The following is a 16,878-nucleotide window of genomic DNA, read 5'->3' as shown; positions in this document are numbered from 1 at the left end:
GAACAGGGCCCAGAGCGCCTAACCACCATGCAACGCAAGCTCTTCTCGCGTAATTGAGGGCGATCCACCATGGCAAAGCAAGTGCGAAGGACTCTATCTCGTCGGCCGTGGAGAATTTGGAAACCGCTGATATTCCATAGAATTCGACCGATTTGCGGGTTTCGGAATTGCAGGTGACGGCCAGTTTGTCGATAGTTTTCTTGCAATTCCAGTTTGCGGTTTCGCCGCTTGGCGAAGCGTGATTCACTGCTTTCATCGCAGTGAATCGGGAGCCAGGCGATGGGCAGACCACGCGAGCGGCGCGAGACAGGAGAACAGGATCTGTTCCGCGCCCGCCTTGATCAGATCCTCAACATGAACCACGAGCTGGTGCGACTGGCCCGTACCATCGACTGGGCGGTGCTGGAGGCGCGCTTCGGCGCGGTCTACTGCGACGGGCCGGGCATGCCGCCGCTGCCGACGCGGCTGATGGCGGGGCTCGCCTTCCTGAAGCACACCTTCAACCTGTCGGACGAGGGGCTGTGCGAGCGCTGGATCGAGAACCCGTATTTCCAATACCTGTGGGCGAGGAATTCTTCCGTCACGAACTGCCGTTCGACCGCTCTTCGATGACGCGCTGGCGCCAGCGCATGCGCGAGGAGCGGATCGCCACGCTAGTCTGGAAAGCTTGGCGGTGGCGGGCAAGACCGGGGCGATGAAGCCGACCGACACGCGCCGGGTCATCGTCGATACGACGGTGCAGCCCAAGAACGTCATGTTCCCAATCGACGCCAAGCTCATCCATCGGGCGCGCGAGCTGCTGGTGCGGCTGGCGAAGAAGGCGGGGATCGACCTGCGCCAATCCTACGTCCGGACCCACCCACGCCAACAGTTCAAGCGGGCCAACAAGGCCCTGCGCAGGCTCAGAACCTATTCTGGGCGCACCGTCCGCGACATCTCCCGCTAGATCGCCGGCGACGCGGCGCTGGACGCGATCTTCAAGTGGCCGCTCTACCAGGCCTCGACGGTTCTGGAGCAGCGGCAGCGCCAGCGCGGCCGCAAGATCTACAGCCTGCACGCCCATGAGGTGGAGTGCATCTGCAACGGGGGAAGGCGCACGCACCCTACGAATTCGGGTGAAGGCGTCCTTGGCGACGACGCTGACGCGCTCACAGAAATCCTTACGACGGCCACACGCTCGAAAGGATCATTCCCGCGATGGAAGACACCATCGGCGCCGAGATCGAGCGCATCCTCCCCGACGCCGGCTACCGCGGCCACAACGCGCTGCAAAGCCACAAGTTCAGAATCCCATGGGTGGATGACGGCCAGCGTTTTTGCAGAATAAGAGGCCGTTCCACCAATCGCTTATTCTGAGGCCCCTTGATGTTTAAGATCGAAAGACCCGCGACCGCCATCCAGACCAACCTTGCTGCAATTTTTGTGTCGATAGAACTCTCCCGTTCGACATGGTTGATTACATTGCTGTTGCCAGGGAACGGTGAGAAGATGTCGAAGTACCCCATAGCTACTGTGTCGTCGGTCGGCCGCTCCGGGCGATCATAATAGGTCGAACGCGCAATGCCCATCAGCCGGCATCCCTGCGCGACGGAGACGCCACGGGGCCGGTGACAACGGATGTAGTCCCGCTTCTCGGCAGCTGTGCGCTTTTCAGAGCCCCCTTAGAACTCCAGCTCCAGAGCCTGTTTTCCGACGAGCCGTTCAAGCGCAGCGATGCGAGCCTCATATTCCTGGATCAGATCGGCCGCCTGCGCATCCTCATCAAGAGCGCCTTCCTCACACTTGCGGACCCAGACGCGGATCAATTGGCGCTGGTTATCGTGGCGCTTTGCCAATCCATGCAGCGTCTCGCCCGACAGATATTCCTGCGCAACCTGACGCTTAAACTCGATGCTGTGAGTGCGATATCTTGCCATGGTTCTCTCTTCGAAAAACCCGACAAGACTGGTCAATCCCTCAACCCGATCTGTCCGCCCTCAGAGGCGCACTTCAATCGGGGTTCAGTTTTGGAAGCCGTTTGACAAGGAGAATCTCAAATCGCGTTTGTCAAGCTGGCTCCGGTGGCATCGCTGGCAGAGTCGGCATTGCAGCCGTCTCATCATGGCTTTGGATAGTCTCAGTCAGTCAATGTGGTGTTCGCGGTTACCTGGACGATGCGGCACTCGCATTCCCGGGATCGTTTTTGATTGCGCCACCGTCCTGACCCGACGATTACTGCGGTGTCAGCGAGCGACGGTGCGAATTTCGATCACGCAAGCTCATTCGGCTCTGGCGCCGACCAGCGGATACGGATCGCCGGATGTCCACATGGCATGAAGGATCACGGCGAGCTTGCGCGCCACGGCGGCTTTTGCCTTACGGTAGCCGCCGCGCCGAGCAATTCAAGCGTTCATTCAACCGCGCTCCGTTTACGTGCCGCCATGTCGGGTACGCGACATAGCTGTTTGGATCCATCACGTTGTTTCGAAAAGTTTTTTACACGGCATGGTACGTGCATGGTTTTCGTCAAACCCCTCACGGAGGAGAAACGCTTTGTCGCAAACTGATTGGCAACATCGATGCGCCGTGAGTGATGCTCATCGTATTCACACAACGGCGCCGTCAACTCGCCCTACGCGCAACACCGCTGCCGTTGTTGAGTATGCGGAGCCGCATTTTCAGAAAGCACGCGATCGAGGATTGATGGATGTCTATGGGCGTTCGGCATACGGTCGGAGCATGATTCTGGAAGGGGGCGACTATGCCGGTCGCGCTGTGATCGATTTCGTCAGATGTTCATATCTCGGCCTGAATAACCATCCTGAGGTGATCGAAGGCGCGCTTGCGGCAGTCGAACACTATGGCTCGCGGCATTGGTCCTGTGCCCGAACTGGGCTGAATTTTGGTCTGATCGGTGATCTGGAAGAAGATCTGTCCGACCTCTTCGACGCCAGGGTAATAGCCTATTCCTCGGTACTGGCGGCTAACATAGGCGCTTTGCCGCTTATCGCCTCGGGTCATTTTACCGGTGGGCGAGAGCCGCTGATAGCTTTCGACCGGCTCGCTCATGCGACTCTTGCCTTTCACAAGTCCGTGGTCGCAGAAGAGACCCGGGTCGTCACGATTCCCCACAACCGGCTGGACGAGTTGGAGCGGCTTTGCCAGCAAAACGATGTTGTCGCTTATATCTGCGATGGCGTCTATTCCATGGGAGGCGCGGCTCCAGTTGTTATGCTAAGCGGGCTTCAGGGGGCTCTCACGCAGATGTTGGCTGGTGCACCTCATCAGCGATACATTTGATCAACCTTACGTTGCAACGTTTGTTGCTGGTGTAGTTCTACAATTGGATGGAGTTCGACATGAACCTGGAAACAGAACGTTTATTCATGCGCCCGTTGCGTCCATGGGACGCCGATGCCATACATCGCCTACACTGTGACCCGCTGGTAGTCGATAACACGATGGAGGGAATTCCGCCATCGCGGGAAATGTCAGACGCGCAGCTGGCACGTTGTCTTGATGAGTGGGAGACCTACGGGTTTGGATACTGGATGGTCTATGAACGCGAGAATACCGGTGACTTGCGTTTCTTGGGGCGGTGCGGGCTGCGCCGCTTCGATGATAACGACATTGAGATCGGATGCTTCTTGTTAGGAGCCCACTGCGGTAAGCGGATTGGGCCGGAAAGCCACAAGCCAGTGATCGAGTTCGCCTTCTCAACCCAACCCGTCGATCGGTTGCTCTGTTTCATACGCCCGACGAATACTCGGTCTCTCCGGATGTATACCAGCCTTGGTTTTTCCTCCCTTGGGCAGGTTGGCTTCGATGGACCGAATTATCAAATCTTGGAATTACGGCGTCTGCCTCAGCAATGCTCAACAAACCTGCTATTCCCTTGAGGAGAGACGTTTATGTTGCACGAACCTTCCAGGCAGGCGGCTGCGTCGCCCGGTGTCCAATCCAGCACATTGTTTGGGCGTGGGCAGGTAGTCTTCCCCGATGGTACCAGCCGAGCAACGGTCGAGCGCGATCCGACGCCGCGTTACGTTCTGAGAGGCGAAGCGGCTTATCTGGTCGACGTTGGCGGATAGCTTTTCTGGACCTCAACAACAACTTCACCACTTTGATCCAATGGGCACGGATTTGCCCCGGCGCTTGATGCCGTGGCGCGTCTGTTTCGCGACGGCACGTGGTTTTCCAATCCGACCGCCCGTGAGATCGATTCCGATCGGAGTTGGCGATGTCCTCGCGCTCGGAAACGAAGAGGTCAGGGCCGTTGATCCCGGTCGCCCAATGCCGAGAAGACTGCCGAAGGCAGGTGACACGGTCACGCCCACGCGGAAATGCTTTCGAATTTCGGATCAATGCCGAAGATCCCGATAGCGAGTTCCTCCCGACGCCGGGACTGGTCAAGCGCTTTCGGGCGGTAGGGGTTTCAGCCAGTACGGCGGTATCCAGGACGAGACGAACCTGATTGGCTACGGCGAGCGGCATGAGGTCGAGGCAAGCTGGCTCTTGTGCATCTTGATCAGTTTTCGGCCTGGCCGCGGGCGCAGTAGAGCACGTCGTAGACATGCGCGGCGTACGCATACGACGAAGGCCGCATGATTGGCACACGCGCGTGCGCGCGGCGGGCTGTATGATGGCGTTGCGGCCTGCTGATCGGTGGGCTTGTCGGCTTCGCGCAGGCGCTTCCCTTCCCAAGGCAGTAGTTCGTGCAAACGCGAGGCGGGAAGATCGCAATGCGGGCCAGGACGTCGGCCAGCCAAGCTTTCGGGTCGACGTCGTTGAGGCGTGCCGCGGTGATGAGGGTAAGCATGACGGCGGCGCTGTCGGCGCCGCGCTGGGAACCGGCGAATGTCCAGTTGCGCCTCACATCTGCATGGCCCAACGCTCAGCGGCGCTCGAACCACAAGGCTCATTAATAGGACGGGCTAGCTATGTCTCGGATTGACGCACAAAGCTGGGTCACCTCTTCCAGACTATGGTCCGCGGTCAGGCATACTCGCAAAGCAGCCTTGTCGCGGGGCACCGTCGGATAAAATGCTGCGGCTACATAAAAGCCACGTCGCAATAGCTCTGCCGCCGTATCCACCGCTGCCCGAGACGCTCCCATCGGGACCATCCGGATTGGCATTCCGTCACCTGACGATTGCGTCGGCATTTTCTCGTCAAAACATTGAACAACCCTACTCAAGCGGGCCTGGCGCTCGCCCAGCTCCGCAGAACGATGAATCTCTGCTGATGCTAAGGCACCTGCAATTCCGGCCAAGTCTGGCCCCATTGAGAATGCATGCGGGACGGCGTAACGTCTAAGCAGTTTCTCCTGCTCTTCCGTCCCAAGCATGAGAACACCGCCAGTCACTCCGAAGCCTTTGCTCAAAGAAGCCGCGATGATTGTGTTTTCGCCTAGATCTGTGATTTGGGATTTGGCATATCCTTGGCCATGTCTTCCGCGGATTGAGATGCCATGCGCATCATCGATGTAGATAAATAGCCCATAGCGTTCTTGGAGACGCAAAAGCTCACCGATTGGGGCATTTCCGCCCATTGAATACACACCATCGCATATGTAGGCGACGCACGTGTGTTTCCGACAAATACCCTCCAGTTCCTCAATGTCGTTGTGTCTAATTTGTAGAACCTCTGCGTCTTCGGCCATAACTGCCTTATGGTATGCCAAAGTGGCATGGGCAAATCGGTCGAACACCAGTACCGGCTTTCGTCCTCTGGTGAAAGCCCCGCATGCGAGTAGCGGGAGCGCGCTCATGTTCGCCGTCAGAACCAACGAGTATACGACAACACGAGCATCGAAAAGTTCAGATAAGCTGCATTCGAGATCTCGGGTTAGCGAGAAATTCAATCTCGTGCGTGCACCGGACCACTGTATCGAGCGGTATGAGGCTAGTGCTGCTATTGCAGCGTCCACGATCATCGGATGGTTATCAAGCCCGAGATAGCTGCCTCTCGCGAATTCTATAACCGATCGTCTCGGCTCCAACTCCACATGTCGCTGCTCAAGCGAGCGGGCATACAGTGTCATTATTCCTTTGGAATACGCATAGTCGAAATCTGATCTGGATTTCTCAATCACGCTTGCAAGATCACGAAATCTCTGCTTGTCCACATGACTCTCCATCAAAGATAATTTACGCTTGTCATCATCGGCAGCCCGCCACGTAGCCAATGTGTCCTTTCAAAAGCCGTGCCAATTTTGCAGAAGGGAGGCTAAAGTAAATCTTCTTCTCGTTTGTCAACCACCTGATCAGGATGCAGCAGCAATCCGGCAGGTCCTGCTACGTCGTGGGCTCGACAAACCTGACAAGCGTGTCAGTTGTGGGTTCGGAGGCTATGCGAGAAAGCGCCGGTTCTGTTCTTCTTGGGCGGTATGTTGGTCCATGCCCGTTTCTGTGCGGCAAGGCTGCGAATGGCGTCCCTGTCACAAGCGCGGTCCGCGAGCAGGATTGAATCGGGCTGGAGGACGTCGAGCAGGCTATGGCGGGCTTGCCGTCGTGGGCCTGTCCGGCCGTGCACGAGATCGATCGGCCGGCCTTCAGCATGGACAAGCGCATGGATTTCTAAGTGAGCCCGCCGCGGGAAGCTCCCATGCAACCATCGTCAGCGCCCCTTTTTTGTCCGTGGCGGCATGCTGGCGGACGCGGACACATAATCATCTCGATCTCGGATCTTGGTCGAGTAGCGGGGACACCCTGCAAGGGGCGGGCATCAAGCTTGCTCCTCGAACTCGACGGGGCTCAGATAGCCGAGCGTCGAGTGCCTTCGCCGAGGGTTATAGAAGCGCTCGATATAGTCGAACACATCCGCCCTCCCGTCATCCCTCGTCCTGTAGACCTTACGGGCTGTCCGCTCGGTCTTGAGCGACGAGAAGAAGCTCTCCATCGCAGCGTTGTCCCATACGTTGCCCGACCGGCTCATTGAGCAGGTGATGCCGTGGTCGGCATCAGTCGCTGGAACTGCTCGCTCGCACGGCGGCTCGCTCTCCGGTGTCCTTGGCAGTCCGCCGAGGCCGGGCCCGCAGCCCGTTCTCCCGCATCAGCCGTTCGATGCCATGCAGGCCGCAGGAAAGCCCCTCTGCCGAACGTGCACAGCCATGCCAGATGCCCCGGTGCCTCGCGATGAAAGCGAACCTCATGTCACTTCCCTCGCGAAGTAGGCTGCGGCCTTCCTGAGAAACAGCGTACGCGTCGGAGGACGGCCGGCTTGCCGGCCAACGGATTGTGTAGCTGACTGTCGGTGTGGATATCGCTACTGACTGACGCCAAGTCACTCGGCTCGAGATTGTTGACACTGGCCGCCGGCGCCGCTGGTCGGAGGAGGAGAAGCTGCGGATCGTCGAGGAGAGCTATTCGGCTCCGCGGCAGGCATCCGCGACAGCGCGGCGTCACGGGATTTCCAATCCGCTGCTGTTTGCCTGGCGCAAGGCGCATCGCGAGGGTCGGCTTGGCGAAGGTGGCGTCTGCGGTATCGTGCCGGCGCTGATCGTACCGGAGCAGCCGAACAAGGGTCCAGAACTGTCTGGCGGACGCATGGAAGTGGTGAGCGTGAATGGCCGCAGGGTCATCGTCGAGCCCGACGTAGACCTGGAAGCGCTGCTTCGGATCATGCGCGGCCTGGAAACGTTGCGATGATCCCGATTCCGACGGGGGTGCGGGTGTGGCTGGCGACGGGACACACCGACATGCGCTGCGGCTTTCCGAGCCTTGCTCTACGCGTGCAGGAGATCTTGAAGAAGGATCCGCTGAGCGGTCATATTTTTTGCTTTCGCGGTAAAAGAGGTGATCTCCTGAAGATCATTTGGCATGATGGGCAAGGATCGTGTCTGTTTACGAGGCGTCTTGAGCGCGGCCGCTACCTCTGGCCATCTCTGGTAGATAGAAGCGTTACAATCTCGACGGCGCAGTTGAGCTATCTCCTGTCCGGGATCGATTGGCGCAACCCTCAGGAAACATGGCGGCCGACGCGGGTTGGATAGAATTTACATTTTGAAATTGCAGGCAAAATCTGATTCACTGGCCTCATGACGTTGACGCCGGCTGATCTTCCTTCGGACCTCGCGAGTGCCCTGGCGGCGCTGCGGGTTGACGCGAAGCACGGCTGCGGGTCGAAGCCGAGCGGGACGTGGCGCAGACGGAGGCCGCCAAAAGGCAGGCCGAAGCGGCCAAGGCGCAAGCCATGCTGTCCGACACCGAGGCGCGGATTGCTGCGGCGGCGAGGACCCAGAGCGTGCGTTCCTTCACGCGCAAGCGGCTAGTGCGTAAACCCTGGCCAGAGAACATCGAGCGCGAACGCGTCGTCATCGAGCCTCCCACCACCTGCGCCTGCTGCGGCGGATCGCGGCTGTCGAAGCTGGGGAGGACGTGACCGAGACGATGGAAGAGATCCCGCGCCGCTTCAAGCTGATCGAGACGGTGCGCGAAAAGTTCACCTGCCGCGATTGCGAGAAGACCAGCCAGCCGCCGGCGCCAAGCGTCCGCGCTGGCACGTGCACTTCACGCCGACATCGGCGTCATGGATCAACCAAGTCGAACGCTTCTTCGCGCTGCTGACTGACCGCGCCCTCAAGCGAGGGGTATTCCGCTCGGTCACCGAACTCGAGGAGGCTATCAACGCCTACATCGAGGCTACCAATGCCGAACCGAAACCCTTCCGCTGGACCAAGACCGCAGACGACACCTGGCCAGCATCCAACGCTTCTGCCTCCGAACCCTCGAGGCAAACGAATAGAATGAACCGGACTTCAGAATCAGGACACTAGACGCCGCGCTATAAACCAAAACGTTGCAACGTATCCTTCAACCAAATTTACAGAATCTTTGCGTCCGCAGGGCTGCTGACAATGATACCTTCACCGCGACGTCTGAGAGCAGGCTCGGATAAAAGTTGACCAATTTACGGTCAGACCGCCACACAGAACGCAACGGAAGGTCAACGGCAATGGCAAGACGAGTGCTCATCCTGGTCGAAGGCCATAGGAGTATTGCTGCTATTCGCCCAAGCGGCCCAGCATCTTGGTCTTGTCCCCTGTCAGCTGATCCAGCTCGGTACGACTATCTTGCGGCGGAAGGCAATGAGGGCGATCCGTGTCGACATACACAATCACAATGCGCTGATGCGCGAATGTTCGCGACTACGTGCGAGCTATTGCTTATTCCGATGAAGCCGGCCACCGAACGAAGACGGATACACTTTTGGGCACGCTGGACTACGGCCCCGTCAGCGTCGCGACGGGGAACCATGGGCTACAACCACCGAGTCGCCGACCTTGCGAGCGTGAAGGCCCTCGCTCGCCGACCGAACTTCCTCCTCCAAATCATCCCGCATCGACGGCACCGGTCCTGCAGCCCGAACCTCTGGTCGCATGCGCTTGCCCCTCTTCTCGAACTGCCAGTGCGGGAACTGGTGTCGGCCGTACACAGCGTCGCTAGATCTCACCTCGCGCCCGGGAAGGTCGCCCAAGACTATCTTGCGGAAGCCGAGCCTCACTATCGGGAAGAATCCATGATCTTCAGAATGATATCCTATCGAACCAGCGCGACGACGGAGCCGGTGGCCCGCTTCTCGACAAGGTAGCGGCGACTATCGGAGCCGCGATTGCGATCGGCCAGAAGATTGCGCTTAGCTCTGCCCCAGAAAGGGCAGGCGAGTCTTAACCAAGAGCGCTACCCAACAAACGGGGTCCGGGGATCGGATCCAATGGGCAAACGCGCACGGGAGTTTGGGCTGGATGTCAAATCGAGCAGGTGGAAGCGCGCTAAATGCAGCCGCTCGAGACTTCCGGCGCCTCGAAATCCGGGTCAGCAACGTCGGCGTCCAGATTATGGCGCCGGTTGTCGAGTGAGGCAGCCATAAAGGACATCGAGTGTTCGCGGGGTGCGACGCCCTGGGCCCGAATTGCGCGACAGTTGCATAAGGAAGGAGCCAAAACATGTGCGGCATCTGTGGATGGATCGACTTCAATCGTGACCTCGGAGGTCCCGACACGCGAAGGGAGCTTGCCGATATGACGGCCACCATGGCGAACCGCGGTCCGGACGACGAGGGGACTTGGATTGATGGGCCCGCGGCGCTAGGACACCGCCGCCTTGCGGTCATCGACCTGGAGGGGGGGCGCCAGCCGATGACGCTTCAGGAGGACGGCCGACCGGCCTTGGTGCTCGTCTACACGGGCGAGACTTACAACTACCGCGAGCTGCGTCAACGGCTCCTTGCCCTGGGCCACCGGTTCGACACGAGCAGCGACACCGAGGTGGTCCTGCACGCTCACCGCGAGTGGGGTCGCCGCGACCCCCGCAACGCCGTGAGCGAACTCAACGGGATGTTCGCCTACGCACTCTGGAACACCGCCAAGCGCGAACTGCTTCTTGTACGCGACCGGCTCGGGATCAAACCGCTTTACTACTACCCCACGGAGTACGGAGTGCTCTTCGGCTCCGAGCCGAAGGCGATCCTCGCCAATAGTCTCGCGGAACGAGCCATAGACGCCGACGGGCTTCGTCGCGCCCTATGCCCCATCCCCGACCCGGACGGCACCGTGCTCCATGGCATGCATGAGGTACGGCCCGGCCACATCGTCCGCGTGACCCGCGACGGCATCAGGCAGGTTGGCTATTGGCATCTTACCGACACCGGGCACACCGACGACGTGCCAACCACCGTTCGGCGCGTCCGCGAGTTGCTCGAGGACACGATCCAGCGGCAGCTCGTCGCCGACGTCCCGCTGTGCACATTGTTGTCGGGCGGGCTTGATTCGTCGGCCATGACCGCACTGGCCGCGCGCTTCAGCGACGAACGGATCCGGTCCTTTGCCGTTGACTTCGTCGGCTACACTGAGAACTTCATCCCCGGCCCGGCGCGCCCCACACCCGACGGCCCATACGTGCAGGAGGTTGCGAAACACGTTGGTACCGATCACACGGACATCACCTTGTCGGCGCACGAACTCATGGATCCGAACGTGCAGGCCGCCATCCTCCACGCCAGCGACCTGCCGTTGACCTACGGGAACCAAGATAGCTCGCTCTACCTGCTGTTCCGGGCCATCCGGCAACACTCGACAGTGGCCCTGTCTGGGGAGACTGCCGACGAGCTTTTCGGCGGCTACCGGCATTTCCACGATCCCTCGTACGTTCAGGCCGACACGTTTCCCTGGATCGATGACAGCGACGACATCGTGAGGCGGTGCTTAGATCCTGGCCTTGTCGAGAAACTCGACGTCCCGGGCTACATCGACGAGCAGTACCGCAGGGCACTTGCTGAAGTACCGGCTCTGACCGGGCCGGCCCCGGCCGATCCGCACGAACGTCGCATGCGCGAGATCTGCTACCTCTTCCTGACGCGTTACTTGCCGCTGCTGCTCGACCGCAAGGACCGGATGAGCATGGCTTCAGGTCTCGAGGTGCGGGTCCCTTTCTGCGACCACCGCCTCGTTGAGTATGTGTTCGGCACCCCATGGGCCCACAAGACTTTCGACGGGCGCGAAAAGAGTCTGCTGCGGGCCGCCACCGCAGACCTCATCCCGCAATCGGTGGTGCAGCGAGTGAAGAGCGCGTATCCGGCTATCCAGGATGCCACCTACGACAAATTGCTACGCACGCGGTTCACCGCCCTGCTGAATGACAGCAATGCGGCAGTGGCACCGCTGTTGTCCGTCAACAGGTCCCTGGCGTTGCTCGATGCGACCGACAACTTCAGGGCGGTAGAGCAAATCCTGGCCCTGCAGGATTTCCTCACCGATTACCACGTGAGCCTCACGATCTGACAGCCTGACCCGAAAGTCGGGATTGAGCGGGGAATCCGGTTGAGTGGTCCCGTCTGTTGTGATTCGCTTGAGTTGTCTAGGCTTGAGCGAGATCACGAGATGGGTTGGACGACCACCCGGCTGCAATATTGCCGCGCGGGACACGGAATGCAAACGCGTTGACGGACAACCAATGGGAGTTGATCGAGCCGTTCCTACCGCGAGCGAAGGCGACGGGACGACCGCGAACGACCGAACTTCGGGCGGTCGTTGACGCGCTCTTCTATACCGCTTGGACCGGCTGCCAGTGGCGGGCATTGCCGGACCGCTTCCCGCCGGTTTCGACCGTTCAACGCTATACGCGGTCTGTCGAAGGAAGCGCTGAATTGTGCAGGCGGGTAAGATAGGCTTCAAGCCGTTTGCGCAATCACATTGGACACCGGATTGCCACGATCGGTGGGCGTGGAACGTTGCGTCGTTGGCCTGGTGGACAGCACCGGTCTGCAGATCTAGGGCGCGCGGCAGAGCCACTACCCGACCAGAGGATGGTCATCTGGGCCGGACCTCTCTTGAAGCATTCGACAACTGCTCAGCGCTCACGTCGGGCTTCTAGTGCCGAAGTGATCTATCAGCCGTCCACCACGACTGGTAAGGAACCATTGAGCACCATGTAAGTATCGGCGCGACGGTCCCTAATGAGGCGCGGCCCGCAATAAAACGCTGAAGCGCCGGCAAGTCCGGCACAGATATCTATCTCCGCTGTGACCAATCCAATGTGGTCAAGTCCGCTGCTTACAAGGATGCCGCCGAGCGGATCGACAATCTGGCTGAAGCCAATGAAGTTCGATCCACCATGTTCACCAACGAAATTTGATGAGATAAGCCAGCGGCTGTTTTCTAAAGCTCGCACACGGTCGTATAAGTCGTACCTGCGCACAGCGGAGTTGTTTTCGCGGTCGCCATGACCAGGATTTGCGCTCCACGCGGAACTTATTACCAGCAGTTCGGCCCCCGACAGGGTAAGTTCTCGACACCCCTCGGGCCACGATTTGTCATAGCAGATCAGAAGGCCGACTTTGCCAAGGGCCGTATCAAAAACTGGCCATTCGTCACCCGGCCGAAAGATAAATTTCTCCTCATGCGTCAGATGGACCTTGCGATAAGACCCGATATATCCCTGCGGCCCCGCGAGGATTAGGGTATTGTAAAGGATGCCGGGCTGCGTGCTAGCCTCAGTGAGGCCAAAGACAACATGGATATTGTGCTTCATGGCAGCGGTTATTAGGCGTTGCACTGATGGGCCATCCGGGACAGACTCGGCTGTGCGCTGAGCTTTCGTGATGACGTCTTCAAGCTTGCCCCGATCCAGTATCTCGGGGTAGCCATGCAAGCTCGTCTCGGGAAAGACGACTAGGGAAGCGCCAGCACAAGAAGCTTCCTTAATATAGGATAGGTGTAGGTCGAGGTTTTTGTTCACGTCGTATGTACCCGGAAACGCACAGGTGGCGATTACGGTTTGGGGCATGTAGATCTCCTTGATGGGGCAGGTTAACTTGACCACTGCCCGACTATCGCATGGAAAACAGCTCGGCGAAATCCAGAAACAGTTATTTGCGGCGGCGGTTAATTATGGGGTCAGAACAGAGCAGTGCGAAAACGTATGCGGCCTTTAACAACCAAAGGCAGCTACGATGATTTGATGATGATTCCTCCACCCAGGCTTCGGCGCATCTGACGCCCCGTGGCGGCGCGAAAGACGCTCAGTAGCTGCAGCGCCGGCGGCACGCGCGACCAGATGGTCCTCAAGACTTCTTGACCATGCCGGGTTTTCCGAACGGCGCTCCCGGACTCCACGCGCTGTGACCATCGGAAGCCAACCTCGTGGAAAGAAAGTCGGCATGCTGCGGGCTGATATGATGAAAGACGCCGGCGATGGTCCGGCGGACGCGGGAGTTGAAGCCCTCTACCGAATTGACGTGGACGGCGTCGCGAACATACTCACCATTGGAATGCTTCACGGTCTCGTGCTTGGCAAAGCTCTCACCAATGGCCATGAATGCTTTCCACTCGTCGCTCATCAAATGAGCTCTCGATTCGATCTGTGCTTCAATGACGCGTTCGCTTGCTCGCGCTCAGAGACCGGTCACGACCGCGGCACGCGCGTCACCGCCGGAGCGCCGGGCGTGACGTGGGTCGGCCGCTGCACCATGGCCATAAGCGGCGCCTTCTCCATATTCGCCTGACCTTTCCGGCCCCGTCCCGGAGGTGGGTCATCCGGCCGCTTTCGGGGACTTCCCGCGAGATGGAAATGGTCGATCTCAACCGTGCCGTCGAGCATGCTTTCCCGCGCCACCATCAGCCGAAGTGCGTGACCCATCAGCCGAAGTGCGTGACCCATCCGCCAGGCCGTCGGCCGGCTCACTCCAAGGATTTCGGCGAGCCGTACCGAGGACAAGCCCTTATCCAATTGCAGCAGCCACATGGCCTTCAACCAGACACGCAAGGGCAGCTTGGTCGAATGCAGCGGGGTATAGGTCGTCACGGTGAACTGGAACCGGCAATCGCCGCTGGAGCATTGATAGAGACCCGGTCGCGCACGCCGCTTGCCGGTATCGCGACCAGCAAGCGCGATCGAACGCTTGTAACCACAGGCCGGGCAAAATCCGACTATCCGGCCACACCATGCTTTCCAGCAACCGACGGCAATGCTGCTCATCCCCGAAGGCCACGATCATCTCTTTACCGGAAAGGGCTAGCATCGTTTCAGGCATTCTCATCTCCTTCGGATCAGCACAGGCGCGGAGTTGATCATCGTGCGCAGCGCTGTGTCCCGTCGTGGGGTGAAGGTGTGGGCGAACTCGAAGGGGGTTTGCCATCCGAGCCGCGAATGTGGGCGATTGAAGTTGTAATCTGTCCGCCAACTGGCCAAGACCGCGCGAGCCTGTGCCAATGTGGTGAACGGCATCTCGTTCAGCAGTTCGTCACGGAGGCGGCCGTTGATGGGGAAGACGGCCCCGCTCCCGCCAACGGGACCGTATGATGGTCCCGCATTTCACCGAACAGGGAGACTACAAAATGGAACCAGCAACCATTGGCTTTGATCTAGCAAAGCACGTGTTTCACGTTCACGTTTCCGACAGAGCAGGCAATACGCTGCAGAGCAAGAAATTGTCCCGGAAGGATGTTCTGCCGTTCTTTGGCGTATTGTCACCGTGCTTGTCGGTATCGAGGCTTGCGCCTCCGGTCACTATTGGGCTCGGGAGATCAGAAAGGTCGGACACGACGTGCGGCTCATTCCACCGTCCTACGTTCGCCGGGGAGCGAAGAACGACGCTGCGGATGCTGCGGCCATCTGTGAGGCTGTCTCTCGACCTGGCATGCGGTTTGTGCCGATCAAGTCCGAGCAAGATCAGGCATTCCTGATGTTGCACCGAGCCCGCGGCCTCCTAGTGCGGCAGCGGACAATGGTCGCGTGCGCGATCCGAGCCCATCTGGCGGAGTACGGTCTAATCATCCCGCAAGGAGCGACACCGCATCGATAGCCTTGCGATTGCTTTCGAAGAGGTCCGCGAGGCGAGCATCAGGGCCAGCGACATGTAGTGGTCGCATGAACAGGCCGAATACATGAACGCACCCACCGAATGTCATCTGTCTCAAAACCACTTGCGCCCGCGGGGCCGTCTATACATGAAGCTCTCGATGAAGCCGTTCTGCATTGGCTTGCCCGGCGCGATATAATGCCAGTCCACGCGGCTTGCATCGGCCCAGGCAAGGATCGCATTGCTGGTCAGTTCGCTGCCATTGTCACTGACGACCATCTTCGGCTTGCCGCGTTCGATCATGAGCCGATCGAGTTCGCGGGCAACCCTCACGCCGGACAGAGACGTATTCGCGACCAACCCCAGGCACTCGCGCGTGCAGTCGTCTACGACGGTCAATATCCGGAACCGACGGCCATCGGTCAGCTGATCCGACACGAAGTCCAGTGACCAACGGTCGTTGGGTGCAACAGGGACCATCATCGGTGCCCGCGTTCCAATGGCTCGCTTGCGGCCGCCACGGCGCCGAACGGCAAGCTTCTCCTCGCGATAGATGCGGAACAGACGCTTGTGATTGACCACATAACCTTCCCGCCGCAGCAGCACGTGCAGGCGGCGATAGCCGAAGCGCCGGCGCGCTCATGCGCGATCGCCTTCATCCGCTCCCGCAGGTCACCGTCGTCGCCACGGCTCGCCTTGTAGCGAACCGTCATCCGGCAGCTGCCGATGGTCTTGCACGCCCGCCGCTCGCTCATCTCGAATGCCGTTCGAAGATGCGCGACAGCCTCTTGCTCGGCAGCGGGCGTCACCATTTTTTTCCGAGCAGATCTTTCAAAGCGGCATTGTCGAGCATGGCGTCCGCCAGGAGCCGCTTCAGACGAGCGTTCGCATCTCCAGCGTCTTCAGCCGCTTCGCTTCCGACACGTCCATGCAGCCATACTTCCCTTCCATTTGTATATGCTGGCGTCGCTGACACCGTGCTTGCGGCACAGATCTGCCACCGAAACTCCGGCCTCGTGCTCCTTCAAAATCCCGATGATCTGCTTCTGTATTCGGTGTCCTCCAGTCAAGGCGTGACGTTCGATGCAGGTTCTTTGCTTCTGTTCGCGGTCGGCACGCAGCCGCCGGCATAATGGTGTCCGTGGGTCCGATCGGTTCAAAGCTCTTCGGCGTGCTCGGGAACCGGCAACGACAGATCATGCGAACTCGTCCGGACCGCGCCCTGCATCGAGCGCTCGCTATCCCGTGGACGGCTCAGCCTAAGCTGCCGACCAACGGAAATCCTGTTCGTCAACCCACATGCGGTGAAGGGTGACTGCCATTCGTCTGGCGAGCGCGACCTTCGCACGTCGGGCACCCTGTCGATTGGCGATCTTCATTGCCAAAGCCTTCATGCTCGACCATCGGGTCGTCGGGCGCAGGATGACGTTGGCCGCCTCGAACAAGGCCGTTCGCGTCTCACTGTCACCCACTTTGGTGATGCGACCGACCCTGTCAACTTCTCCAGACTGGTATCTGTCAATAGCGGGTGAAATTTTCCCAAAAGTGCCGAAGTAAAATTCCCCAATTATGCCGTCTCGGACGGCATGGAGAATTGGGTAT

General features: G+C 59.4%; 9 protein-coding genes and 17 pseudogenes. 14 read left to right on the top strand and 12 right to left on the bottom strand.

What is annotated here, in order from left to right:
• Nucleotides 1-256 (bottom strand): hypothetical protein (locus AC0L16_RS32550; RefSeq protein WP_473625619.1); only part of this gene is annotated, 256 nt, incomplete at its 3' end.
• 23 nt (nucleotides 257-279) lie between these two features.
• On the opposite strand from AC0L16_RS32550, the pseudogene AC0L16_RS32545 reads away from it, so the two are divergent.
• Nucleotides 280-1,290 (top strand): annotated as a pseudogene (locus tag AC0L16_RS32545) (IS5 family transposase); the annotation flags it as partial.
• 75 nt (nucleotides 1,291-1,365) lie between these two features.
• Nucleotides 1,366-1,509 (top strand): annotated as a pseudogene (locus AC0L16_RS32540) (IS110 family transposase); the annotation flags it as partial.
• 152 nt (nucleotides 1,510-1,661) lie between these two features.
• On the opposite strand, the gene AC0L16_RS32535 reads toward AC0L16_RS32540, so the two are convergent.
• Nucleotides 1,662-1,952: a transposase gene (locus AC0L16_RS32535; protein ID WP_473625618.1), complete on the bottom strand. Its 291-nt coding sequence runs from the start codon at nucleotides 1,950-1,952 to the stop codon at nucleotides 1,662-1,664.
• 306 nt (nucleotides 1,953-2,258) lie between these two features.
• Nucleotides 2,259-2,381: pseudogene (locus AC0L16_RS32530) on the bottom strand (IS110 family transposase); the annotation flags it as partial.
• Nucleotides 2,382-2,679: 298 nt separating this feature from the next.
• Between AC0L16_RS32530 and AC0L16_RS32525 the strand changes: the two are divergent.
• From AC0L16_RS32525 to AC0L16_RS32515, 3 genes and pseudogenes are all read left to right on the top strand, one after another.
• Nucleotides 2,680-3,228, top strand: a pseudogene (locus AC0L16_RS32525) (PLP-dependent aminotransferase family protein); the annotation flags it as partial.
• A 110-nt stretch (nucleotides 3,229-3,338) separates the two neighbouring features.
• Nucleotides 3,339-3,878 (top strand): GNAT family N-acetyltransferase, encoded by a 540-nt coding sequence (locus AC0L16_RS32520; protein WP_473625617.1) that lies wholly within the window; start codon nucleotides 3,339-3,341, stop codon nucleotides 3,876-3,878.
• Between the two features lie 12 nt (nucleotides 3,879-3,890).
• Nucleotides 3,891-4,199, top strand: a pseudogene (locus AC0L16_RS32515) (aspartate aminotransferase family protein); the annotation flags it as partial.
• A gap of 456 nt (nucleotides 4,200-4,655) precedes the next feature.
• Here the strand turns inward: AC0L16_RS32515 and AC0L16_RS32510 are convergent.
• The 4 genes and pseudogenes from AC0L16_RS32510 to AC0L16_RS32495 all read right to left on the bottom strand — a co-directional run.
• Nucleotides 4,656-4,852: pseudogene (locus AC0L16_RS32510) on the bottom strand (transposase domain-containing protein); the annotation flags it as partial.
• A gap of 48 nt (nucleotides 4,853-4,900) precedes the next feature.
• Nucleotides 4,901-6,106, bottom strand: a complete 1,206-nt coding sequence (locus AC0L16_RS32505; RefSeq protein WP_473625616.1) for an aminotransferase class I/II-fold pyridoxal phosphate-dependent enzyme — start codon at nucleotides 6,104-6,106, stop codon at nucleotides 4,901-4,903.
• Nucleotides 6,107-6,327: 221 nt separating this feature from the next.
• Nucleotides 6,328-6,646: pseudogene (locus tag AC0L16_RS32500) on the bottom strand (transposase); the annotation flags it as partial.
• A gap of 59 nt (nucleotides 6,647-6,705) precedes the next feature.
• Nucleotides 6,706-6,968, bottom strand: a pseudogene (locus AC0L16_RS32495) (IS3 family transposase); the annotation flags it as partial.
• 309 nt (nucleotides 6,969-7,277) lie between these two features.
• Here AC0L16_RS32495 and tnpA point away from each other — a divergent pair.
• The 8 genes and pseudogenes from tnpA to AC0L16_RS32455 form a co-directional block, all read left to right on the top strand.
• A complete protein-coding gene (tnpA, locus tag AC0L16_RS32490; protein WP_473625620.1) occupies nucleotides 7,278-7,628 on the top strand; it encodes an IS66-like element accessory protein TnpA in 351 nt (116 codons plus the stop codon).
• Entirely contained in the window at nucleotides 7,625-7,972 is a 348-nt protein-coding gene (tnpB, locus tag AC0L16_RS32485; RefSeq protein WP_473625614.1) for an IS66 family insertion sequence element accessory protein TnpB, read from the top strand. The genes tnpA and tnpB overlap by 4 nt, the downstream gene beginning before the upstream one ends.
• 45 nt (nucleotides 7,973-8,017) lie before the next feature.
• Nucleotides 8,018-8,465: pseudogene (locus tag AC0L16_RS32480) on the top strand (IS66 family transposase zinc-finger binding domain-containing protein); the annotation flags it as partial.
• Nucleotides 8,465-8,724, top strand: a pseudogene (locus AC0L16_RS32475) (IS630 family transposase); the annotation flags it as partial. The pseudogenes AC0L16_RS32480 and AC0L16_RS32475, both read left to right, overlap by 1 nt.
• Before the next feature lie 210 nt (nucleotides 8,725-8,934).
• Nucleotides 8,935-9,142, top strand: a pseudogene (locus tag AC0L16_RS32470) (ATP-grasp domain-containing protein); the annotation flags it as partial.
• Between the two features lie 25 nt (nucleotides 9,143-9,167).
• A pseudogene (locus AC0L16_RS32465) lies at nucleotides 9,168-9,570 on the top strand (acetoacetate decarboxylase family protein); the annotation flags it as partial.
• Between the two features lie 355 nt (nucleotides 9,571-9,925).
• Complete coding sequence (asnB, locus tag AC0L16_RS32460; RefSeq protein WP_473625612.1) at nucleotides 9,926-11,758, top strand: asparagine synthase (glutamine-hydrolyzing); 1,833 nt, start codon at nucleotides 9,926-9,928, stop codon at nucleotides 11,756-11,758.
• Between the two features lie 104 nt (nucleotides 11,759-11,862).
• Nucleotides 11,863-12,096, top strand: a pseudogene (locus AC0L16_RS32455) (transposase); the annotation flags it as partial.
• Between the two features lie 269 nt (nucleotides 12,097-12,365).
• Here the strand turns inward: AC0L16_RS32455 and AC0L16_RS32450 are convergent.
• The 3 genes and pseudogenes from AC0L16_RS32450 to AC0L16_RS32440 all read right to left on the bottom strand — a co-directional run.
• Nucleotides 12,366-13,262, bottom strand: coding sequence for a carbon-nitrogen hydrolase family protein (locus AC0L16_RS32450; protein ID WP_473625610.1), 897 nt, complete (start codon nucleotides 13,260-13,262; stop codon nucleotides 12,366-12,368).
• A gap of 144 nt (nucleotides 13,263-13,406) precedes the next feature.
• Nucleotides 13,407-14,508 (bottom strand): annotated as a pseudogene (locus tag AC0L16_RS32445) (IS1595 family transposase).
• A 2-nt stretch (nucleotides 14,509-14,510) separates the two neighbouring features.
• Nucleotides 14,511-14,735 (bottom strand): annotated as a pseudogene (locus AC0L16_RS32440) (integrase core domain-containing protein); the annotation flags it as partial.
• A 77-nt stretch (nucleotides 14,736-14,812) separates the two neighbouring features.
• On the opposite strand from AC0L16_RS32440, the pseudogene AC0L16_RS32435 reads away from it, so the two are divergent.
• A pseudogene (locus tag AC0L16_RS32435) lies at nucleotides 14,813-15,264 on the top strand (IS110 family transposase); the annotation flags it as partial.
• Nucleotides 15,265-15,426: 162 nt separating this feature from the next.
• On the opposite strand, the pseudogene AC0L16_RS32430 reads toward AC0L16_RS32435, so the two are convergent.
• A pseudogene (locus tag AC0L16_RS32430) lies at nucleotides 15,427-16,346 on the bottom strand (IS3 family transposase); the annotation flags it as partial.
• A 189-nt stretch (nucleotides 16,347-16,535) separates the two neighbouring features.
• Nucleotides 16,536-16,878 (bottom strand): transposase (locus AC0L16_RS32425; RefSeq protein WP_473625608.1); only part of this gene is annotated, 343 nt, incomplete at its 5' end.

The organism is Mesorhizobium sp. WSM4848, assembly GCF_055811375.1.
Note: the sequence above shows the minus strand (reverse complement) of the source record. Positions and strands in the feature narration are given on the sequence as shown.